This window comes from Paraflavitalea soli (genome assembly GCF_003555545.1).
GTDB lineage: Bacteria > Bacteroidota > Bacteroidia > Chitinophagales > Chitinophagaceae > Paraflavitalea > Paraflavitalea soli.
In genome coordinates this window covers 2,861,081-2,880,264 of record NZ_CP032157.1, presented here as the reverse complement: position 1 = coordinate 2,880,264, position 19,184 = coordinate 2,861,081, and the positions used below count along the sequence as shown (strand labels likewise).

Here is a 19,184-nt window from a genome sequence, read left to right as displayed (position 1 = left end):
GTAATGTTTAGTATTTTTATTAATCGGGTATACAACCATTATTGGTTGTGCAGGGTAAGGTGTTATATTCTGTATAATCAGGCCCCTTGATACAGTCTGGTAAAAATTCATAATGATAGGTGCATGACCATTTTTGTAAGGTTTGATTAAATCCTGTGGCCGTGTACACTTTTATGCCTGTTACACAAACACCGTTGATCATCATTTTGTCGAGGCCAGTGCATGGTGGAGGTGGGATGGGGCATGCTGTGGTATTGGTACCTGCCGCTACCCATTTTGTTTGATTATAGGTGTTGCTACATGGATTCATATCCCGCTGTTCCTGTTCCTGTTGCCCGGTATTCTGGTTGCTACCATCTTTTACACAACGTAGCGGTGTAGCAGTGTTTTGCCAGTCAGACAACACACAGGATACACACTTGGAATTATACACCCACCTGAATGTGCCGTATGTGGGACTGTTGGGATTTATATCTACCTGCTGTACTTGTATTGTATCTGTATTATAAGCGCTGTTTGCATCACAGGGCTTAATTCTTGTATTTGTTCCTGCGGATCTCCATGCTGCTGTGTCTGCTCCAAAGCCGGTGTAGAAGTAGTCGTATATTTTAAGAATATTTCCATCTGCATCCTTTACAAAACGAATCTGCCCTGCTCCGTCATATTCGTAATATGCAATGCTGTTGTTGATGCTATTGATAGACGTTACACCCAGCAATGGCTCGAAAGAATAGGTTGACATCTGTGCATCGACAGGATATAACCGCAATTCATCAATGATCACCGTGCCGCTGATAGTTACCGAAGTGGCACCGGCAGGAAGTTTGTGTTCATAATAGGTCCATCCCTTTTTGGTTATTCCTGTGGTGGGTGTCACGCTGTTTACTATGGCTGCCGATGAAGCTGACCAATAGGAAACTATATAAGATTTAGCGGTATTTAATCCAGTTTTAGTGATGTTGCCATTGGATAAGTTGTAGGCTTTTTTCCCTGTAAGGAAACTGTTGGTAGTGCGTAGTGGACTACCGATGTTCCAGTTACCGTTGCCGGAGGCTTCGAAACCCGAAAACGCGATATCTGCACTATCGGCATTTAATGCCTGCGCCACTGCAAATAATCGGTTGTAATCCCACAATACCGCTATTTTATCATTCCCTTTCTTTATGATGTGGGAAACCGTGTTGTCGGGGTTGTAATAAAATGTGGTCTGCTTTTGAAAATTGGTTAAAGGTAAGTTGAGTGTTTTGGGATAGGCGCCTCCCAGGTTCAAGGTGGTTTCCGTAATGCCGGTAGTATTGTTGTTTAATGCATATTCCTCAAAAGGAAGTACGATCGTGGAATCCTGACGTGATTTTAATTTGTAGTGTCTATATGCACCAGCTGTGATATTGGAATTGGTATAGCTAAATCCTGCAACAGGCAAGTTTAGAAAAGCCTTTTTCATAAAGTAAATAGTGGAATCTCCATTGTTTACATCATTGAAATCGAAGGCGTAAAGGTTTTGTTGTTTAAGAATCTTTTCTTTGCTGCTCCTTGTTATTACTGATGTTGGATTAATATGAGCATTAGTTTCATAGAAGTAAGTAGTAGTATCGGTTGAAAAGCCTGAAGTAGTTTCATAGGATTCATTAATTGTTTTTGATTTATATACGAAGGTGTTACTTATATAAGTTCTATAAAAAAAGTAATAGCTTTGATAAGGAGGCAGCATTGGGCGGGATGGCCTAGGTGGAGATACGAGACCTGCTATTTGTTCTTCATCAAATGCCTCTTTTTCTGTGTCACCTGTTGTAGTATCAACACCTACCCCTACATATTTGAGCATATCCGAGGGGCTTCCAGGTCCTGCGGACCCATAATAACCCACGGGCGGAGGAGTTCCACAAATGTCTCTTTTTTGTATCGCATTGATGACAGGATTATACGATCCATTAGCAATCCTGGATCCGTAAAAGGTAGTTTCTTTCTGCAATAATACCCCTCCTGCATTGTATATCCTTTTCGTTTTTTCGTTACCTGCCAGAAAGTTTTCGGGTAAACGTTTGTACTGCCAATCCGGGAAAACATCATAAGAATGGCTTAGTGCGAAGTTAGTTGAATCAGAAATTGCATTAGAATAGAATGCTGAGTCTGTATTGGTGTCATCATAATATTCGTATTCGATCCTTCCATTATTAATGCCGTTTTTTTCCTCCTGCACTGTTACATTTCTATAGGTTACATGAGAACCAGTACCGGATCCTCCGTATAAATTGTGTGTAGACATTAAATAAGTTGGTCTGCCTCCGGCAAAGCTTGAATTACATGCAAAAGAAGATACATCTATTGCCAGTGACGGCGGAATGGCAAGGTGACCGCTGGAAGCGCCGGAGCCAAATACGTTGTAATAAAATTTTTTGGTGAGTGTATCGTTTTTTATGGGGTCGTAACTCTGGATCGATTTTATGCGGAGGCCACCAATCAGATTCGAAGTTAAAACAAAGCTTTGACCTGGACCTACATATACAAAATACGCATCGTCGGAAACGATACTATTGTCCAGTTTTCTACCAGTATTGGCGGTATGTGGTTCGTATTCAAAAATACTTTTGCCTCCTGTAGGGTAGGTAATTTCAGTTAAGATATCCAGTTTCATAGCAGGCCAGGCAGGTGCTCTGTTTGCTGCACTGTCGATACAACCTGGATATCCAATCATTAACTTGTTGTTATTGCTGGCCCCATTATAGAACCCCCAGTAGTCTTGTGATGCGCGTCCTTTATAACCTGGGATGTCATAATAGTTAAAAGTATAGGGATAGAATTGATTGTTTGAAAGGTCTTTGACTGCATAACTTACAAGTTTTTTTCTTCCAGAGCTGAATTTGGCATAATCAAACTGCAATTTTTTATAGGCCAAACCTGTGCTTCTATCCATCACCTTTATGGAATCGAGTCCTCCAAAGAATTGAATCTCTTCTTTGGCAGTCTTGATGCTTTTTAATGTAGTTGTATAATTCGTTTGAGTACTGTATTGTGATAAAGGGGTAGTGTTAACACATCCATCATATAAATTGCCTGATGGGTTGTCAAACTTTTGTTTATTATCAAGTACCCTAATTGCAGAACCAATTCCACTGCCATTGTACTCAAAATATGCCGTATCCATTGTATTTCTGTCAATGATTCGTGTAAGGTACCAGGCATTGAACATATTCATTTTAGCGGTGTAGGGTGTTTTGATCCTGGATTCGGATGATTCACCAAAATAATAATCCTTACCGTCTGGCGTGGAGATTTTGAACGATTCGAAATATTGGGTTACTAATACGCTTGTATCCAAATAGGGGCCAAACCCGTTACGGGCATCTATCCGGATATTCAATAGGGGAGTAATCTGCAAATCCTGTGTATGTGGGATAAGGATAGGAGTTCCATAGTTCCCGAAAATAAATTTTCCGGAATATCCGCCAAACTCGAAATAGAATAGATCGGGTTCAGGATCACTAAGTCCCAGGGAATAATAAGGCATACTAAGGTCAAGCCCTTTCGGTACATTACCGGTGAGTAAATCCTGATTATGTGTGGTAAATTCCTGCGATAGAGTAGAATAACCTAGATCCAGGCTTCCATTGTCTACATAGTATCCCCCATAGATATGCCTGATAGCTGCCATTGAATCCCGCATACTTATCCACTTATAGGCTATTCGATGTAATGTTGTATCATAATATCTAGAAGGTCTTGATTCATACTGGATTCCTTCATCCTCATTTCCCCGAACGGTGCGGGTAATTGATCCGGCTCCCTTGAAAGCCCAACCAAGGCCTACATATCGTTCATCGTCTTCCGCCTTAATACCCCCTGCATGATATTCAAGAGAGAGTGGGATGGAAATACTTTTAGAGGTGACAGTATGAACCGGAATATTGATATTGGGCGTTCCATTAAAAAAGCTCACCGGTACATCAATAAATTTTTGTATTTGCTGTACCTCAGGGGCTTTGGAACTATAATCCAGTACAGTTTTCCCGAGAATATTCTGCGAGAAAGAGCGGTAACCGCTCATGAGTAATAAACAAAAAAATAAAATGGTGAATGGCTTTTGCATTTGTCAATTCGGTATTTGAACTTGATGATTATGTCTGTTTTATATTGTTTTTGTGCAGTTTGTGCCGGGCATGTCAAGGAAACCTAATTATTACTACAGGCAAGTAACCTTGCGCTGTAGTATGCAATAAAAAGTTTTCGACCAATCGAACGTGGCCGATAACTGCACTCAAATTCCTATTTATGATATAAAAGGCGAGGGGAGAAAGAAAAGCCGCCTTGTTGGAGAAAGTCTATCCTGCGCTACTTTGTAAGGTATGCAGGCAAAATTTACCAGGATAAATGGCCAATGGTTTCTCATGTAAACAGTTTGGTTTGGGATGGTTAACTAAATATTGTATTAGTACAATGAAGTAAAGTTTAAATTTTCAATTTGCCTAGAACAAACCAATAAGTGTGCAGTTTTGATTAGTAAGTGTGCAGTTTTGGGCAACAAGTGTGCAGCGGAGAGATGGAAAAAGCCCAAAAACGGACTTCGTATTTTTACGATTTTGGATGTATTTACCGAAACTTTTTAATTGAGCATATTTCCTCTTGTGTTAAAGAAGTTTTAAAACTACTTTTATGATGTTGATAAGCGATACGGTTTCCGAAAAATCCAACCATCCTGAAAGACCACAATATCCAGGAAAAACCAAACGTCCAAAATCCAAAAAGAACCAACGGAAGCTATATCATTTAACGACCATTTAAAATTCCAGTATCATATCCAATTATCCCGGAAAATCTTCATGGTTAATGTTTTCTGAATCACGTCCAAAAGATTTTAAGCCCCGCACCAGCGGGGCTTTTTTGTGCCTGTTTATTGCCGGTGAGCGCCAATGGTGCCCGCTGGCCTAAAAGCGCCTGTTATGGGTTATCTTTATAGAAAGCACCCAACCATGTACTTCCTGCGCACCACCGCCGCCTTAGCCTGCCTGACTGTGATTGGTTTGTTTTCCCGTTGCAGTCCCATGCCTTCCGGTCCCGTCATTGCTTACCCTTCCCCGGCTCCTGATACGGCTGCGCTGCCATTTATGCCAGGCATAGTATGTAGTGATTCGCTGGACTTCAATGCTGCTTTCTCGCCAGACCTGCAATCTTTTTATTTTACCCGGCGCCTGAAAAAATGGGTGATGCTGGTGACGCATTATGACGGAACGAAATGGACGGAGCCGGTACGGGCTCCTTTTGCAGATACGCGGTATGCAGAGGCGGATGCTACTTTTGGCCCGGATGGAGCGGTGTATTTTATATCCAACCGACCCAAACGGGCCGGGGATAGTTCCGGCGACTATGATATCTGGCGCAAGCGCCCGCTGGCCAATGGGAGCTGGAGTGAAGCGGAGAATGTGACAGCCATTAATTCCGACAGCACAGAATACTATATCTCCTTTGCCGCCAATGGCAATCTTTATTTCGCCTCTTTCCGCAGGGGCGGAATGGGAGAAGGAGATATTTATGTAAGCAAATGGGTTAATGGACAGTACACCAAACCAGAAAATCTGGGCCCGGCTATCAATTCGCCGCTCACAGAGCACGATCCCTGCGTTTCGCCCCAGGAAGACTACCTGGTATTTACAGCGGCAGATCGCAAGGAAGGCTTTGGAGAGGCGGACCTGTATGGCGCCAAAAGAACGGGACAAAAATGGTGTACTGCCATGAACCTGGGTAGCCGGGTGAACACGCCTACCTATGAATACTGCTCTTACTTCTCACCGGATGGTCAATACTTCTTTTTCAGCAGCAATTTTGACGTGAAATGGGTGAAGGCATCGGCGATCCGGGACGATATCGACAAGCTATGTAAGTAAGCCGGGCTTATTCTTCTGTCTATTCATCCATATTATGGCCAGTAGCATAATTATGATGCCGGCCCATTGTACTTTGCTGATCTCTTCACCAAGAATGAGGTGGGCGCAGCAAATGGCCACGGGCAATTCAGCGGTCATAATAATGGCGCTGGTACCTGCACCTATCTGGGGGATGGCTTTCGCAAACAAGACAGGTGGAATGATGGTGCCAAATACGGCGAGGAACAATGCCCATTTTATAAGGCCTGTATCAAAGTGATGGCTGACTGACAACTGTTGGAAATTCACGATCAGTATGCCCAATGTAGAACCGGTCATGATCAGGGCGCTTTTCTGTGGCGCAGGCAATGCATTGCCATAGCGGCTGTTGGCAACCACATACAGAGCATATAAGAAAGCAGAAGCCAGTGCATACAGGCAGCCCTTTATAAAGGCGCCATCCATTTGGGTCTTGTCCATACCACTGGCCATTATCGTACCTGTTAATATGATGACAATGGTGATGAGCTGTATGGCATCTGCTTTCTTTTTGAAAAAGATGCGGTCGAGTAAAACACCCATCCAGGTAAACTGCATGAGCAGGATGATGGCTATGGAAGCGGGTATATAGTGCACAGATACATAATACAGGAAGGTGGTGAGGCCAATGGCGGCACCGGTCAATAATACCTGCCACCAACAGGACCTTATAGGCTGTAAGGAAAGTGAAGTGTGTTGTTTTTTACTCCTTAGCCACACCCATAACCACAATACAAGCATTCCTGTAAAGGCTTGTGAAACGGATATCTCTGCTGCTGCATATCCTTCGCGATAGGCCAGTTTTACAAAAGTAGAGAGTATACCGAAGCTGCAGGCTCCGGCAAAAACCATCAATATATGTTTAGTCATTGTTTCCGGTTGTTTAGACAATAAATGATCAGCAGGCAGGTAGTGCCTGTGTAAATTGGGATTGGGCAATAACAACCGGAGCCCGGCCTGGGACTATAAAGTAAAAAGCGATCTATTCAGCATCCGGTTATTATGCATTGAATGCAACCGGAGGGGGAGGTGTGGAGGATAATAAATGATGGTTCATATGTATCTGTTGAGAGTACAATATTAATGATAAAATGGCAAATGGATGCCTGGTGGGTGGGAATGTTGAGGTCGATGGCCAGCTCTTTCAGGGTAAACAATAATAGTTGCAAGGTTAAGGTAATATCGAATGACAAAAAAGCGGCTCCCAACAACCGGTTGGCTTTATTGTTGGTAACATGCGAGGAGAAGATAAGCAGCACACTGCCGGTGAGTAAACTCAGCACTACTGCAATTAAACAGAATATAGCTGCAGGTGTATAGATCACTTGCATAAGCGTGGTTTTATATTTTCTCCGCTGTTAAAAGAAATTAAATGTCTCTGGAAGGTTGTGTTGTGGAAATACTTATACGCGTTTTGAGCGCATGGCCCTTACGTGTTGCAGGTTTTTGTCTTTGGTAAATTGTTTGTATTCCGGAGAGTCAACTGCATAAATGGCCACCTTTCCTTCAGCATTGCTGTGAATACCCCAGCCATAACGTTTGGTAAGGGGGGAGGAGCGCAGGCAGGGTTGCCCCTTGGAAAAGAATTCTATGCGGGCTGCAGGCTGTTCATTGCGGCTGATCTTATTTTTTTCGGCAAATACCTTGAACAATACATCATCAGAAGTGTACTGGTAGGGATGATGTGCAATGAGCTCGAAATGGGAAGTAGCTACGGTTTTATTTTCTCCTCTTTGTGGAGGAACTTCACCTATTCTTACCGGACAATCGTCGGCAATTTCTATAAAGGTGTTTTGATAATTGGTCGTGTGCAATCTGGTATCTTTCATGGCTTACATGGCTAGAATACAATTTAACACTTTTTTCGTTTAGCATTGTTGATGTGTTAAATGGCTGTCAACAAAAAACGGTAATACCCGATGAAGATATTACCGTTAGCTGTTACTTCATGACTTTACTTTCCCTTAATAACAACCTATCTACCGGAGCTCCCGGGTAAGGGTAGCTTCCAGGTTGTCCAGCATGCTGAGCCAGCTTGGATAAGCGCCTGTTTGCCTGGCCAGGGCTTCGTCTACGGTTTGATGCAGGGTGATATTGGTTTTATTGCCCTGGGCTTCAAAGGTGATTGTGACGATGGTTTCAGCCGGCCAGTCGGGATCCATGCCTGCTTCCACGGGTTTAACAGCGTTGCCGTGTTGATCGGCAATGATCATGGAATACACTAATTTCTCAGGGGCCGTGATGTTGAGAAATTCGCCTTTGCACCAGCAATCATGGAGTGAAGGGGTACGGATGCAAGTAAGGAAAGTGCCACCTTCCCTGAAATCATACTTTACAATGTTGATGGTGCAGCCATCGGGGGCATACCAATTTTTGAGGTGATCGGGATCGGCCCAGGCTTCGAATACCAATTTTCGTGGCGCATTGATGGTGCGCTTGATCAATACCTCCCGTGTAACTGTGAGGGTGTCCGGCGCATTACCGGCTGCGTTTGTTTTTTGCATGTCTTTTCTTTTTTGTTTGTAAATCGGCTAAATAGTTCTCCAGTTTATCAAGGCGGTTATCCCACAACTGGCGGTATTGTTCTATCCAATCGGAGACTTCGTTGAGTTGATCGAGTTTTGCCTCGCAAAAGCGCTCACGGCCCTGTTGGGTTATGACGAGCAATCCACATTCGGTAAGGATCTTCATGTGTTTGTAAATAGCAGTGCGGGTTACCTCAAAGTTGCCGGCTACAGCATTTACATTGAGTGATTCGTGGGCTGTCATATGAATGATCTTCCTGCGTGTTGGATCGGCTATTGCTTGGAATACATCTCTCTTCATATAATATGGAACCTTTTGGTTGCAAATATATAGGAAACCAAAAGGTTTCCCAAATTTTATTTCCAAACGGGTATTTTCAGGTAACTGTCATTGTACCATTTAATACGGAGGGGCAGGCCGGCATCCTGTATGGTTTCGGTGCTAACGTCCTTTCCTGTGCCATAATTGATCTGTTCGAAAGGGCTCTTATTGATATTTACAATGGCCATGATCCTGCTTCCTTTTTGTAATTGACGACTGGTGATATAAGAATTGGAAAAGGGTATGAACTCCTTTTTGCCCGGCACCAACAACTGTCTGTGCATGATATCTTTTGCATAGCTGGCACGGCCCATGAAATAGGTGAGATAGAAAAAACGCCCATCTGGCATTTGCTCAAACAATGCCACGCTAAAGTCTATATCTTTCTTATTGATCATGGCTGCCAACTGTCCTGTGAAGCGGCCGGATATTTCCAGGGGCGCCTGCAGGGGATCGGTGATAAATACGAGGCCATTGTTGGTATGCAGGCTGTCATAAATAACCTTGTTGTTGTAGTAATAGCTGTGCACGGAATCGCGGTCAGCAAAATTTATTTCCTGTGGAATAGTTTCTGGTCTTGAAGGTCGTTGGGCAGTGAGTTTTTGCCAGGGACGGGAAGGAGCTTTGCTGAGGTAAAAGGTAATGGTATCATTGCTCATCCTGCTGAGGGAAGGGACATGCTTCCAGGTATTGCTGCCCATTACCTGGTAGTTGATATTGTCTTTCAGGATAGCAGGTTTGGGTTTCCCTTTCAGGATATGATCAAACCATTCGTAGATGATATCATGGATCGGGATCCTGGCCACGGGATCGATCGGGTAACTGTTGAAAACAGAATCGGGATAACCCTGGCAACCGAAATGGCCATAGGGGCCGATCAGGAAATAATGGGTAGAACGGGGATTGTATTTCAGGTGCTCCCTGAGGTAATACGTGGCGCCTACCTGTCCGCCATCATAATAACCAGAGGTGGAAAGCACGGGGATATTGATCTGTGCAAACTCGTCTTTATAAGGGATCATATCCTGCCAGTACTGATCGTAGGTAGGATGGTCGAGCCAACTGTGAAATATCTTATTACCGGGGCGGCCGGCCATGGTATCGAGTGCGCGGTAAGAGCGGCCTTCTTGAAACCATTGCTGCAATACATTGCCCCATAAGGGACTGTTGTAATCGGTTTCGTCGAGCCATTTGTTGTTGGACACATACCAGGTCCAGGAGAAAGGAAAGGTCATGATCACATTGTTCATCATGGGAGCATCCAGGCCAGGGGCTACGGATGCTGAAGGTACGATGGTCTTCAGGGCGGGGTGGAGGTGTTTGGTAGAAGCCCATTGTGTAAAGCCACTGTAACTGCCACCGTACATGCCCACCTGTTGATTGCTCCAGGGCTGGCGGGCGATCCAATCAATTACATCATAGGCATCGTTGCCATCATGTTCATAAGGGGCTACTATTTCCGGGCTGTATCTTTTGCCCCTTGTATAGGCAACGATCCCCACATAGCCCTTATCGGCTGCTTCCTTCGCTTTTTTAACATCGGTTTTGCGGGCATAGATGGTAAAGATGAGGATGGCAGGCAGGGGGGCTGTAATACCTTGTTTTCTGACCACCAGGGCTGAGATATGTGCACCATCTCTCGTTTTGATCAATATGCTGTCCTGGATAAGGTAGGTGCTATCGGGCAGGTTGCCAGGGCTGTTGGCAGTTTGTGCGGTAAGGCGCAGGCTTGTGAAAAGGCATAGGAGTGCCAGGGAGAAGAATATTCTCATAAAAATGATCGTTTAAAATGGTTGGATAATTAAGCTATAGTTTGTTCCTGTTTTTAAAGGCGGCTGATTGCCGGCTTGATACGGTAAGGGCGTCACCGGTGTGCAGGCTGATGAGTAGTCTGCCACCATTGATGGGTTGTACCTGCCTGACAAAACTGGTATTAATAAGATTGGTTCTGCTGGTCCTGAAAAAGAGGGTAGGGTCGAGTGTCTTTTCCAGTTGGTTCAGTGATCGTTTTATGTACACTTTCTTATTGGCGTAGTATAACCGGGCATAATTGCCAGTGGATTCAATGAGGTAAATATCTTTCACCTGGATGAAATGGTATTGCTCACCTTCTTTGATGAAGAGGGTATGGGTGGGTGGCAATGTTTCCCGGGCACTGATGTGTGCGGCCAGTTTGGCACTGATCCTTTCCATGGCCCGGGCAAAACGTTCCTCGCGCACAGGCTTTACCAGGTAATCCAGTGCGTGGGTATCGAATGCCTGTACGGCGTATCGCTCAAAAGCGGTAGTGAATATGACTTCGGGTATATGGCTGAGTGACTCCAGCAGGTCGAACCCTGATCTTTCGGGCATTTGAATGTCGAGGAAGATGAGGTGTGGGTGCAGGGCATGGATCATGGCTTCGGCTTCATCGGCATCTGCTGCTTCTCCTACCACTTCATAGCCGGGATAAGTCAGCAGGTGTCGTTTCATTTCTTCCCGGGCCAGGCGTTCATCATCTATGATCACTACACGGTATGGATTCATGTGAGGGGCATTGTAATGGTGGCGATTACGGTTTCGGGTGTTGGCTGGGTAAGTTGCAGGGAAGCTTTTCCATTGAACTGCAAATGCAATCGTTCTGCCAGGTTCTTTAATCCCAATCCACTTGTAGCGGGGGCTTGCAAGGTACCGGGATTCTCTACGGTGGCCCGCAGGCCTTGATCATTGGGTTGTATGGTGATGGTAATTTTGCCGCCTGCCTTGCGTCGTGCTATTCCATGCTTGATGGCATTCTCCACCAGGGTTTGGATACTGAGGGGTAAGATAGGGGCCCCGGTAATGGTTGGGTCTACCTCAATATGTGTTTGCAATCTTTCTTCAAAGCGCATCTTTTCCAATTCCAGGTAATCTGCGATCAATGCCATTTCCTGTTGTACGGTGATGAGGGTGGTATCCCTGTTGTATAAGGAGGTGCGTAATACTTCGGACAAGAGGTCGATGGCGCGGCGGGCAGCCTGTGGGTTGTCGATCACCTGGGCTTTTATATTGTTGAGTGAATTAAAGAAGAAATGGGGATTGAGCTGGGCGGTGAGATTATTGAGTTGGGCATCTTTGGCAATGATGGCCAAGCGTGCGCTTTCGCGGGTGGCCTTGATCTCGCGTTGTGCATAATGATAGCCATAATAGGCCAGGAGCCAGATGCTCATGAGGCGGGTGCCGGTGATAAAGGTGGTTAGGGATCTTTGACGGAATTCATCGCGGAGGGGGGCGGAGAAACCGGCTTCAAACCAGTACCTGACCAGGAAGTTCTTGGCAATGGTGAGCAACATAAAAAGAAGGCCAAGCAGGATAATAGCTGGAATAAGCCTGATGAGCAGCTGTTGGGGTCTTAACTGATGGTATCCCCGCCGGACTGAGTAGTTACGGTAAAGGTGGGTGATGGGAATATAGATGAGCAGGTCGGCAAAGAAATGGATCAGAGCCAGCCATATGCTGAAGCCGGTGCCTATAAAGCCTACAAAGTTCCAGTAGAGGGATGCCACGGACCAGCCTGTGAGCTGGCATTTCCAATAAAGTGATAGTGTTCTTCTACTTTGCATGGCGCATGAATACGTTTCTACAGCAAACCAACAACATCTATACTGTACTATGAAAAGAAAGTACAGGAGCGTAAAAGCCGGGGTGATGAGTGCAAAGGCAAACGCAAACGGTTGCGCAGGGGTTAAACAAGGGCCTCAGACTGAAATGGTTATCAAGGTGCTCGTAAATTTACGATACGCGGCGTAATTGATGCAGTTTTGAGATTGGGCAGTTTTGCTCTTGTATCCACACTTGTTGATAACTATTTTTGTATTGTTGATTAATTGATACGGTTTCCAACAAATCCAAAGGTGAACAACACCGAGATATCCGAAAAACCAGGCTCTGATAGCACCAATATCCAAATCCAAAAGCCGGGAAACAATATCAGTTAACGATCCTTAAAGTCCAATGTCAATATCCAATTATCCGGGAAAAGCTGTGTGATTTATTTTCCTGATGACCGTCCAAAAAAGTTAATGAAGCCCTGATTTTTATCAGGGCTTTTCTTATTTTGTTGCATGATCAGATCCCTCATGACGGCTTGCGTGGCCTCACTTGTCCTAGGCGGATGCAGCTCTACAATACACAGCAGTAAAACTTCGAACGGCGATGCTACCATTGACTGGTACGCTTATACCAAAGACCATAAGTACGATAATGCCGCAGAGCTATACCAGCTGACGGATAGTATGATCCGGCTGCATGGGGATAAGGTGGGCTACCTGATGTCGAAAAAGTCTTATGCTGATTTTGAACTGACATTGGAATACCGGTGGAATATGGATGCTGCTGTGCAACGTGGCACGGGTAAAAAGAACAGCGGGGTGATGTACAATGTGCCGGATACGGCCAAAGATGTATTGTGGCCTGCGGGTATCCAGTTTCAGGTAAAAGAAGGGGCTACAGGGGATTTTATCCTGCTGGAAAATGTAACGCTGGCGGTACGCGGCGAAACGAAGGCGCCGGGTAAAAGTGTAGCGGTAGCCCGGACCAGTGAACAGGAAAAGCCGCTGGGACAATGGAATACTATTTTGATCAGGAATAAGCAGGGGAGCTGCTCTCAATACCTCAATGGGGTGCTGGTGAATGAGGGCACGAATGCCTCTTCCAAAACGGGCCGCATCTTACTGCAGTACGAAGGCTCACCGATCGATTTCAGGCAGGTGGTGCTAAAACCTTTATAGCGAAAAAGGACACCCGGTGTATGTAAGTTGTAGGGTTCTTCAGTTTCAAGGTGTTAAGGCAGCCGTAGTAAACCCTGTGGAGTCCCTAAGATCAGCGTAAATAATATCCTATGTGGATAGCCGTAATTTTACGAGTGGTCCCGTAGATGGTGCAGACGGGGGAAAGGGCGGTTTTGCGCTTGTATCCGCCGGCTTTGATGTGTAGGTTTGTATTGTTGATTACATGATACGGTTGTCCAGAATCCTGAGTATCCATGAAAAACCGAGTCTTAAATAGGGATGCCAATATCCGAAAAACCAATAGGACACTATATCATTTAAGCAACAAAGAACCTTATCCAATAGCCCTTAATCCAATCCAATTATCCGGAAAAGCCAAGGTTAAGTTTTCCTGATCACGTCCAAAAGATTCTCTGGTCCCGCGTATGCGGGACCTTTTTTTGTGCTACAAAGCGGTAGCCCCGCTGGGGCATGAAAACCTTTTGACCTGGTGTCTACAAAGCTGTAGCCCCGATGGGGCATGAATACACGTTTAATACGCTTGTGCTACAAAGCGGGTAGCCCCGATGGGGCATGAAAACCTTTCGACCTGGTGTCTACAGCTGTAGCTCCCGCTGTTGCGGGACAAGCTCCGATGGGGCAAAACAGCCCTTTGACAGGACTGCCCATATCAATGGGCATGATCATACTGTACAAACAGTTTCTCTTCCTCGATATCCAGGAGGGAAAGGTATTTGCGGATAATGCTTTCGTCTACTTCGGCCTTGTGGTTCAGTTTAAACAATAGCTGTCTTTGCTCATTGAGCAATTCAATATAGACCTGCCGGTAATGGGGAATGAAGTGTTCGGGATGTGTTGAATCGGTTTCGCTGCCTGGCGTGCCTGGTACAGCACTGAGCAGATCTATTTCTGCTTCCAGCCTGTGCTGCAGGCTTTGGAGCAGGCTGTTGGACTGGAGTTTGTCGGCATGTTGTTCTTTCAATACGCGTAAGGCGGCCTGGGACATTTTTTTCTTTACGGCGGCATCTTGTTCTTCTTCGGGCATGGTGTCGAGGGGATCTTTGTAATTCACCCAGCGTATTACGGTGGGCAAGGTAAGACCCTGCAATACGAGTGTTACCAGTATCACAGAGAAAGTAATGAACAGGATGAGGCTACGCTCGGGGAAGCGGCTGCCATTATCGAGGTATACGGGGATGGATAAGGCGGCAGCCAGGGATACCACGCCGCGCATACCTGTCCAGCCCAGGATGAGGGGCCCGCGCCAGCCTGGCCTGTTGTCGGCGGTGGTAATATAGCGGCTGACCCATACGGTGAAAGCAGAGGCGCCAAATGTACAGGCAATGCGCAGAATGATGACAAGGACAGAGATGATAGCGCTGTACCAGATAGCGGTTCGCAGGCTGACATCGCCCAGGTCTTTGATCACTACGGGCAGTTCGAGCCCAATGAGCATAAATACCAACCCATTTAATACAAAACTGATGGTCTCCCATACATTCCAGCCCTGAATACGGCTGCGGTGATCCAGGAACAAATGACTGCGTACAGACAGGAAGAGGCCTCCGCTTACTACAGCCAGTACCCCTGAAAAATGAAATTCTTCTGCTACTATATACATAGCATAAGGGGCAACAAAAGACAGGACAATATTAATATGAGGGGTAGTAGGCAGGTAGCGGTGAATGGCAAAAAATACCAGGGCTATTACGATGCCGGTAAGTATTCCCATGATGATCACCACAAAAAAATTGAGGACTGCATCCCCAAATGCAAAGGTTCCTTTGTTCATGGCCACCAGGGCAAACCTGAATACGATGAGGCTCGCGGCATCATTGAGCAGGCTTTCACCTTCCACGATGGAGATGAGCCTTTTGGGCACTTTTACGGATTGAAGAATAGAAGAGGCGGACACTGCATCGGGCGGTGATATAATGCCGCCCAACAGAAAGCCAAGGGCGAGGGTGAAGCCGGGAATGAGCCAATTGGAGGCAACGGCTACTACACCGGAGGTGAGGAGCACGATCAGGAAAGCAAAGCTGGCAATTACGCGCCGCCATTTCCAGAGTTCCTTCCAGGATGTTTTCCAGGCTGCTTCGTATAATAAGGGTGGGAGGAAGATGACAAATATGAGTTCCGGATCTATTTCAATAGGGGGCAATCCGGGGATAAAGCTGATGACCAGGCCCGCTACTACCAGCAAAATGGGGTAGGACACTTTGATCTTTTGGGCCAGCATGACCAGGAAAAGGATGACGAGAACCAGGATGATATAGACGATAAAGGTGTTGTGCATGACCCGGGTAGCTTTGGTATTGGTCGCAAAAATAAAGAACTTATCCACTCTTTAGCTTTGTATTTACTCTTTTGAGTTGGTAGACTGCAAAAAAACGCAAGTGCCGGGGGAGGGTTAGTGTATAGGTTGATAAGGTTCATTTTCAAGGACTCTGAAATATGGGTTATCGGAGTGACCGCATCCAAAGCAGGTGTTGCCGGTTGTTTTTACTGGTTTTAACTGGCATTACAGGGCGGTGTAACCGCAAAAGAATGCTATGGAAATTGTGTTTGTTTTTAGTAAGTTTAGTTACAAACTAACTGTAACAAATATGAGCAAACCTAACATCCTACTGCTGGTATGTTTTTTACTGCCAGTCACGGCTGCGCTTGCGCAGCATGATTCCACCCTCTTATTGCATATTAATAAGCTGATCGGCGACGGACAGACAGCCCGTTTCCGGGCCGACCGTATTACCAAAACGGATGGCTTGCTGCAGGTATATTTTAATACGGACAAAGGCTTTAATAAAGGAGATGTGGGAGAGATGGAATCAGAAACGCTTACCGAATTGTTGGCACACCTGACTACAGAAACGGCTACCCGGAATGTGGTTTTATTGGTCAGAGAGCAGGCATCACAGAGCTGGAAAACGCTGGATTATTTCGTGAACGAATTGCCCTTAGTAAAATACCGGGCAGTGAAGAACGATGATCCTTTTCCGGATATAGCGGGTAAAGCGGGGCCAACGCAGGCACGTATTTTCCCTGGCGGAGGCAAGCCGGGGGTGACGGGGGCACTGACGGGTAAAACGGTGTGGCTTAGCCCGGGCCATGGATGGCATAATACGGGTACGGGCTTTATTACGCAACGGGGTACTACGAATCAGCTGGTGGAAGACTTTATTACGGCCGAAACGGTAGACTATTATTTATTGCATTACCTGATGAATGCGGGAGCGAATGTATGGAGTGTGCGGGAGCGGGATATAAATACCAGTGAGATCATTGTGAACAATGATCAGGGGGCGCCTGCTTATACGGAAACAGGTTCCTGGTCGACTGGCTCGATTGCAGGTTATGGAGGTACGTACCGTTTTAGTACGGCGGCTGCCACTGCCACGGCTACTGCTACCTTTAAGCCTACGGTGGCCACCAGTGGTTTGTACTGGGTGTCGGTACGCTTTATCAGTGGCGCCAACCGTACAACGGATACAAAATATACCATTACGCATGCGGGCGGTACGGCTACTTATACGGTAAACCAGGAAGTACATGGGGACACCTGGATCTACCTGGGGCAGTTTTACTTTTTTGCAGGAGGCAATTATAGTGTTGCCATCAGCAATCAATCGGCCGAGGCGGGACAGGCCATTATCGCCGATGCGGTTCGATTGGGTGGCGGTATTGGTGGCGACCCGGATTGTGTGAATGGAGGATCGGCCAGCAGCAGGCCCCGGTTTGAGGAGTCGGCACGGCAATATGCCCGGTACCAGGGCAACCCGGTATGCCGGGAAGATGTAACGGTGCGGCCAACGTATGCTGAATGGGAACTGGGAAAAGGAGTATCTGCTGAAATTGACAATGCGGTCTATGTAGCGTTGCATACGAATGCGGGTGGTGGTACAGGCACAGAAACATATCGTTATAATGGATTGGGATCCAATCCTTCTATTACATCGGGCAGTACGCAGCTGCGGGATAGTATCCACAAACAAGTCATTGCTGACCTGCGGGCGGGATGGCGGAATACCTGGACTGACCGCGGCGTGAAGGAAGCCAATTTTGGGGAATTGCGGGAGTTGTACAGTATTCCGGGTACGCTGGTGGAGCTGGCTTTTCATGATCTGGCAGCTGATGCTACGGACCTGAAAGCGCCGGAATTTCGCCGGATCGCAGCCCGGGCCATCTATAAAGGCATCCTGAAATTCTTTCGTTACCGGGATGGGGTGCCGCTGGTATTTTTACCGGAAGAGCCTACCAGGCTGGCAGCCAAAAATACAGGCAGCTCACAAATACAGGTGAGCTGGATAGCGCCTGTTGCAGGCGGCATTTACGGACATGCGGCCACGGGGTACAGGGTATACATCAGTGAAAATGGACGTGGCTATGGCAATCCGGTAGAGGTAGCTACGACCTCTTATACTTTTAGTGGTGTACCCGGTACTACCTATTTCTTTAAAGTAACGGCTTATAATGCAGGTGGTGAATCTTTTGCTTCCAGTGTGGTGGCTGCCCGTACACCTGCCACGGGAATAACAGACAAATACCTGCTGGTAGATGGATTTGACCGGCTGGATGCTTCGGCGCTGTTGCTGAAAAATGAAAGTGCGGCATTGGGCAATGTACGCAGGATGGTGCTGGATAAAATGAACAACTATGCTTATATGGTGGAGCATGGCAATGGCTTTAGCAGTTGCAATATTGCTTTTGACGGAGTGCAGAATGAGGCGGTAGGGGCCGGGGTGGTAAGTCTGGGAAGTTATGTGGGGGTAGATTGGTTTGTAGGGGAAGAAAGTACTACTGAACGAACGCTGGATGCCACGGAGAAGTTGCTGATCAAAAACTACCTGGATGGTGGTGGCCGCCTGATGATATCGGGGGCAGAGATCGGTTGGGACCTGGGCCGCGCGGCCTCGCCCAATGCAGACCTTAGTTTTTTTAACAATTACCTGAAAGCAACTTATGTAGGGGATGATGCGGGTACGTATAATTTTACGGGCACACCGGCTTTATTGAATGGTACTACGGGCACGTTTGGTAATGGATTTAACGGGTATTATGATGTCGATTTTCCGGATGTAGTGAGTGTCAGTGGTGGATCACAACTGGTACTGAATTATTCAGGCGGATCGGGTGGCGGCGCCGGTGTGGGCTACCAGGGTAGTTTTAATGTATTGTACTTTGGCTTTCCTATAGAGGCGATCACCAGTGATAATGTGCGGAACAACCTTATTTGTCAATCGGCCACTTATTTGCAGGGGAGTACAGCGCGGATAGCGCAGAAGCCGGCGGAAATTCCGGGTAAAGCGCTGTTTTATATACTGGAAAACCCGGTCACCAGTACGATCCGGTTGCGGGTGAGCAATGTAGGGGCCTTCAGGCTGCAGCTGGCCAATGGGCAGGGACAAACGGTATTTCAAGATAGTTACAAGGCGATCAGCTCCGGAGATGTGCTGGTGCCGGCGGCAAATCTTGCCAAAGGGATGTATTGGCTGACGGTGCAGGATGCTGATGGCAGGCGGCAGACCTTTAAGATCCTGGTGCAATAAAAAGGCAACGAGGCAACAAGGCAACGGAGCAACCAGGCAGCAAGGCAAGGAGAAAGACCTTTTGTATACGTAGCCCGATAAAGTGGGATAAACGTTGACATTTGGATTAAAAAAGGGGGCAGATGCTAAAAAAGTGATGAAAGGCT

13 protein-coding genes are annotated in these 19,184 nt (G+C 46.4%); 3 read left to right on the top strand and 10 right to left on the bottom strand.

Annotated features, from left to right (window positions below):
* Window positions 1–19 precede the first annotated feature (19 nt).
* Window positions 20–4,087: a hypothetical protein gene (locus D3H65_RS10650; protein WP_162915546.1), complete on the bottom strand. Its 4,068-nt coding sequence runs from the start codon at window positions 4,085–4,087 to the stop codon at window positions 20–22.
* Between the two features lie 850 nt (window positions 4,088–4,937).
* Here D3H65_RS10650 and D3H65_RS10645 point away from each other — a divergent pair.
* Complete coding sequence (locus D3H65_RS10645; protein WP_162915545.1) at window positions 4,938–5,879, top strand: TolB family protein; 942 nt, start codon at window positions 4,938–4,940, stop codon at window positions 5,877–5,879.
* Here the strand turns inward: D3H65_RS10645 and D3H65_RS10640 are convergent.
* The 8 genes from D3H65_RS10640 to D3H65_RS10605 all read right to left on the bottom strand — a co-directional run bounded on the left by D3H65_RS10640 (window position 5,868) and on the right by D3H65_RS10605 (window position 12,325).
* Complete coding sequence (locus D3H65_RS10640) at window positions 5,868–6,767, bottom strand: EamA family transporter (RefSeq protein WP_119050292.1); 900 nt, start codon at window positions 6,765–6,767, stop codon at window positions 5,868–5,870. The two genes, D3H65_RS10645 and D3H65_RS10640, sit on opposite strands and share 12 nt — an antisense overlap.
* 116 nt (window positions 6,768–6,883) lie before the next feature.
* Complete coding sequence (locus D3H65_RS10635) at window positions 6,884–7,228, bottom strand: hypothetical protein (protein ID WP_119050291.1); 345 nt, start codon at window positions 7,226–7,228, stop codon at window positions 6,884–6,886.
* A gap of 72 nt (window positions 7,229–7,300) precedes the next feature.
* Window positions 7,301–7,726, bottom strand: a complete 426-nt coding sequence (locus D3H65_RS10630; protein ID WP_119050290.1) for a DUF6157 family protein — start codon at window positions 7,724–7,726, stop codon at window positions 7,301–7,303.
* 150 nt (window positions 7,727–7,876) lie between these two features.
* A complete protein-coding gene (locus D3H65_RS10625; protein ID WP_119050289.1) occupies window positions 7,877–8,401 on the bottom strand; it encodes an SRPBCC family protein in 525 nt (174 codons plus the stop codon).
* A complete protein-coding gene (locus tag D3H65_RS10620; protein ID WP_119054469.1) occupies window positions 8,376–8,723 on the bottom strand; it encodes an ArsR/SmtB family transcription factor in 348 nt (115 codons plus the stop codon). The genes D3H65_RS10625 and D3H65_RS10620 overlap by 26 nt, the downstream gene beginning before the upstream one ends.
* Before the next feature lie 56 nt (window positions 8,724–8,779).
* The gene (locus tag D3H65_RS10615; RefSeq protein WP_119050288.1) at window positions 8,780–10,516 is read right to left on the bottom strand and encodes a CocE/NonD family hydrolase; all 1,737 of its coding nucleotides are present in this window, start codon (window positions 10,514–10,516) and stop codon (window positions 8,780–8,782) included.
* 34 nt (window positions 10,517–10,550) lie between these two features.
* Complete coding sequence (locus tag D3H65_RS10610; RefSeq protein WP_119050287.1) at window positions 10,551–11,270, bottom strand: LytR/AlgR family response regulator transcription factor; 720 nt, start codon at window positions 11,268–11,270, stop codon at window positions 10,551–10,553.
* Window positions 11,267–12,325: a sensor histidine kinase gene (locus tag D3H65_RS10605; RefSeq protein WP_119050286.1), complete on the bottom strand. Its 1,059-nt coding sequence runs from the start codon at window positions 12,323–12,325 to the stop codon at window positions 11,267–11,269. Before D3H65_RS10605 ends, D3H65_RS10610 begins: the two co-directional genes overlap by 4 nt.
* 501 nt (window positions 12,326–12,826) lie before the next feature.
* On the opposite strand from D3H65_RS10605, the gene D3H65_RS10595 reads away from it, so the two are divergent.
* The gene (locus D3H65_RS10595) at window positions 12,827–13,492 is read left to right on the top strand and encodes a 3-keto-disaccharide hydrolase (RefSeq protein WP_211345663.1); all 666 of its coding nucleotides are present in this window, start codon (window positions 12,827–12,829) and stop codon (window positions 13,490–13,492) included.
* Window positions 13,493–14,162: 670 nt separating this feature from the next.
* On the opposite strand, the gene D3H65_RS10590 is transcribed toward D3H65_RS10595, so the two are convergent.
* Window positions 14,163–15,836, bottom strand: coding sequence for a Na+/H+ antiporter (locus D3H65_RS10590; protein ID WP_245999721.1), 1,674 nt, complete (start codon window positions 15,834–15,836; stop codon window positions 14,163–14,165).
* A 262-nt stretch (window positions 15,837–16,098) separates the two neighbouring features.
* On the opposite strand from D3H65_RS10590, the gene D3H65_RS10585 reads away from it, so the two are divergent.
* A complete protein-coding gene (locus tag D3H65_RS10585) occupies window positions 16,099–19,038 on the top strand; it encodes a golvesin C-terminal-like domain-containing protein (protein ID WP_162915544.1) in 2,940 nt (979 codons plus the stop codon).
* Window positions 19,039–19,184: the final 146 nt, after the last annotated feature.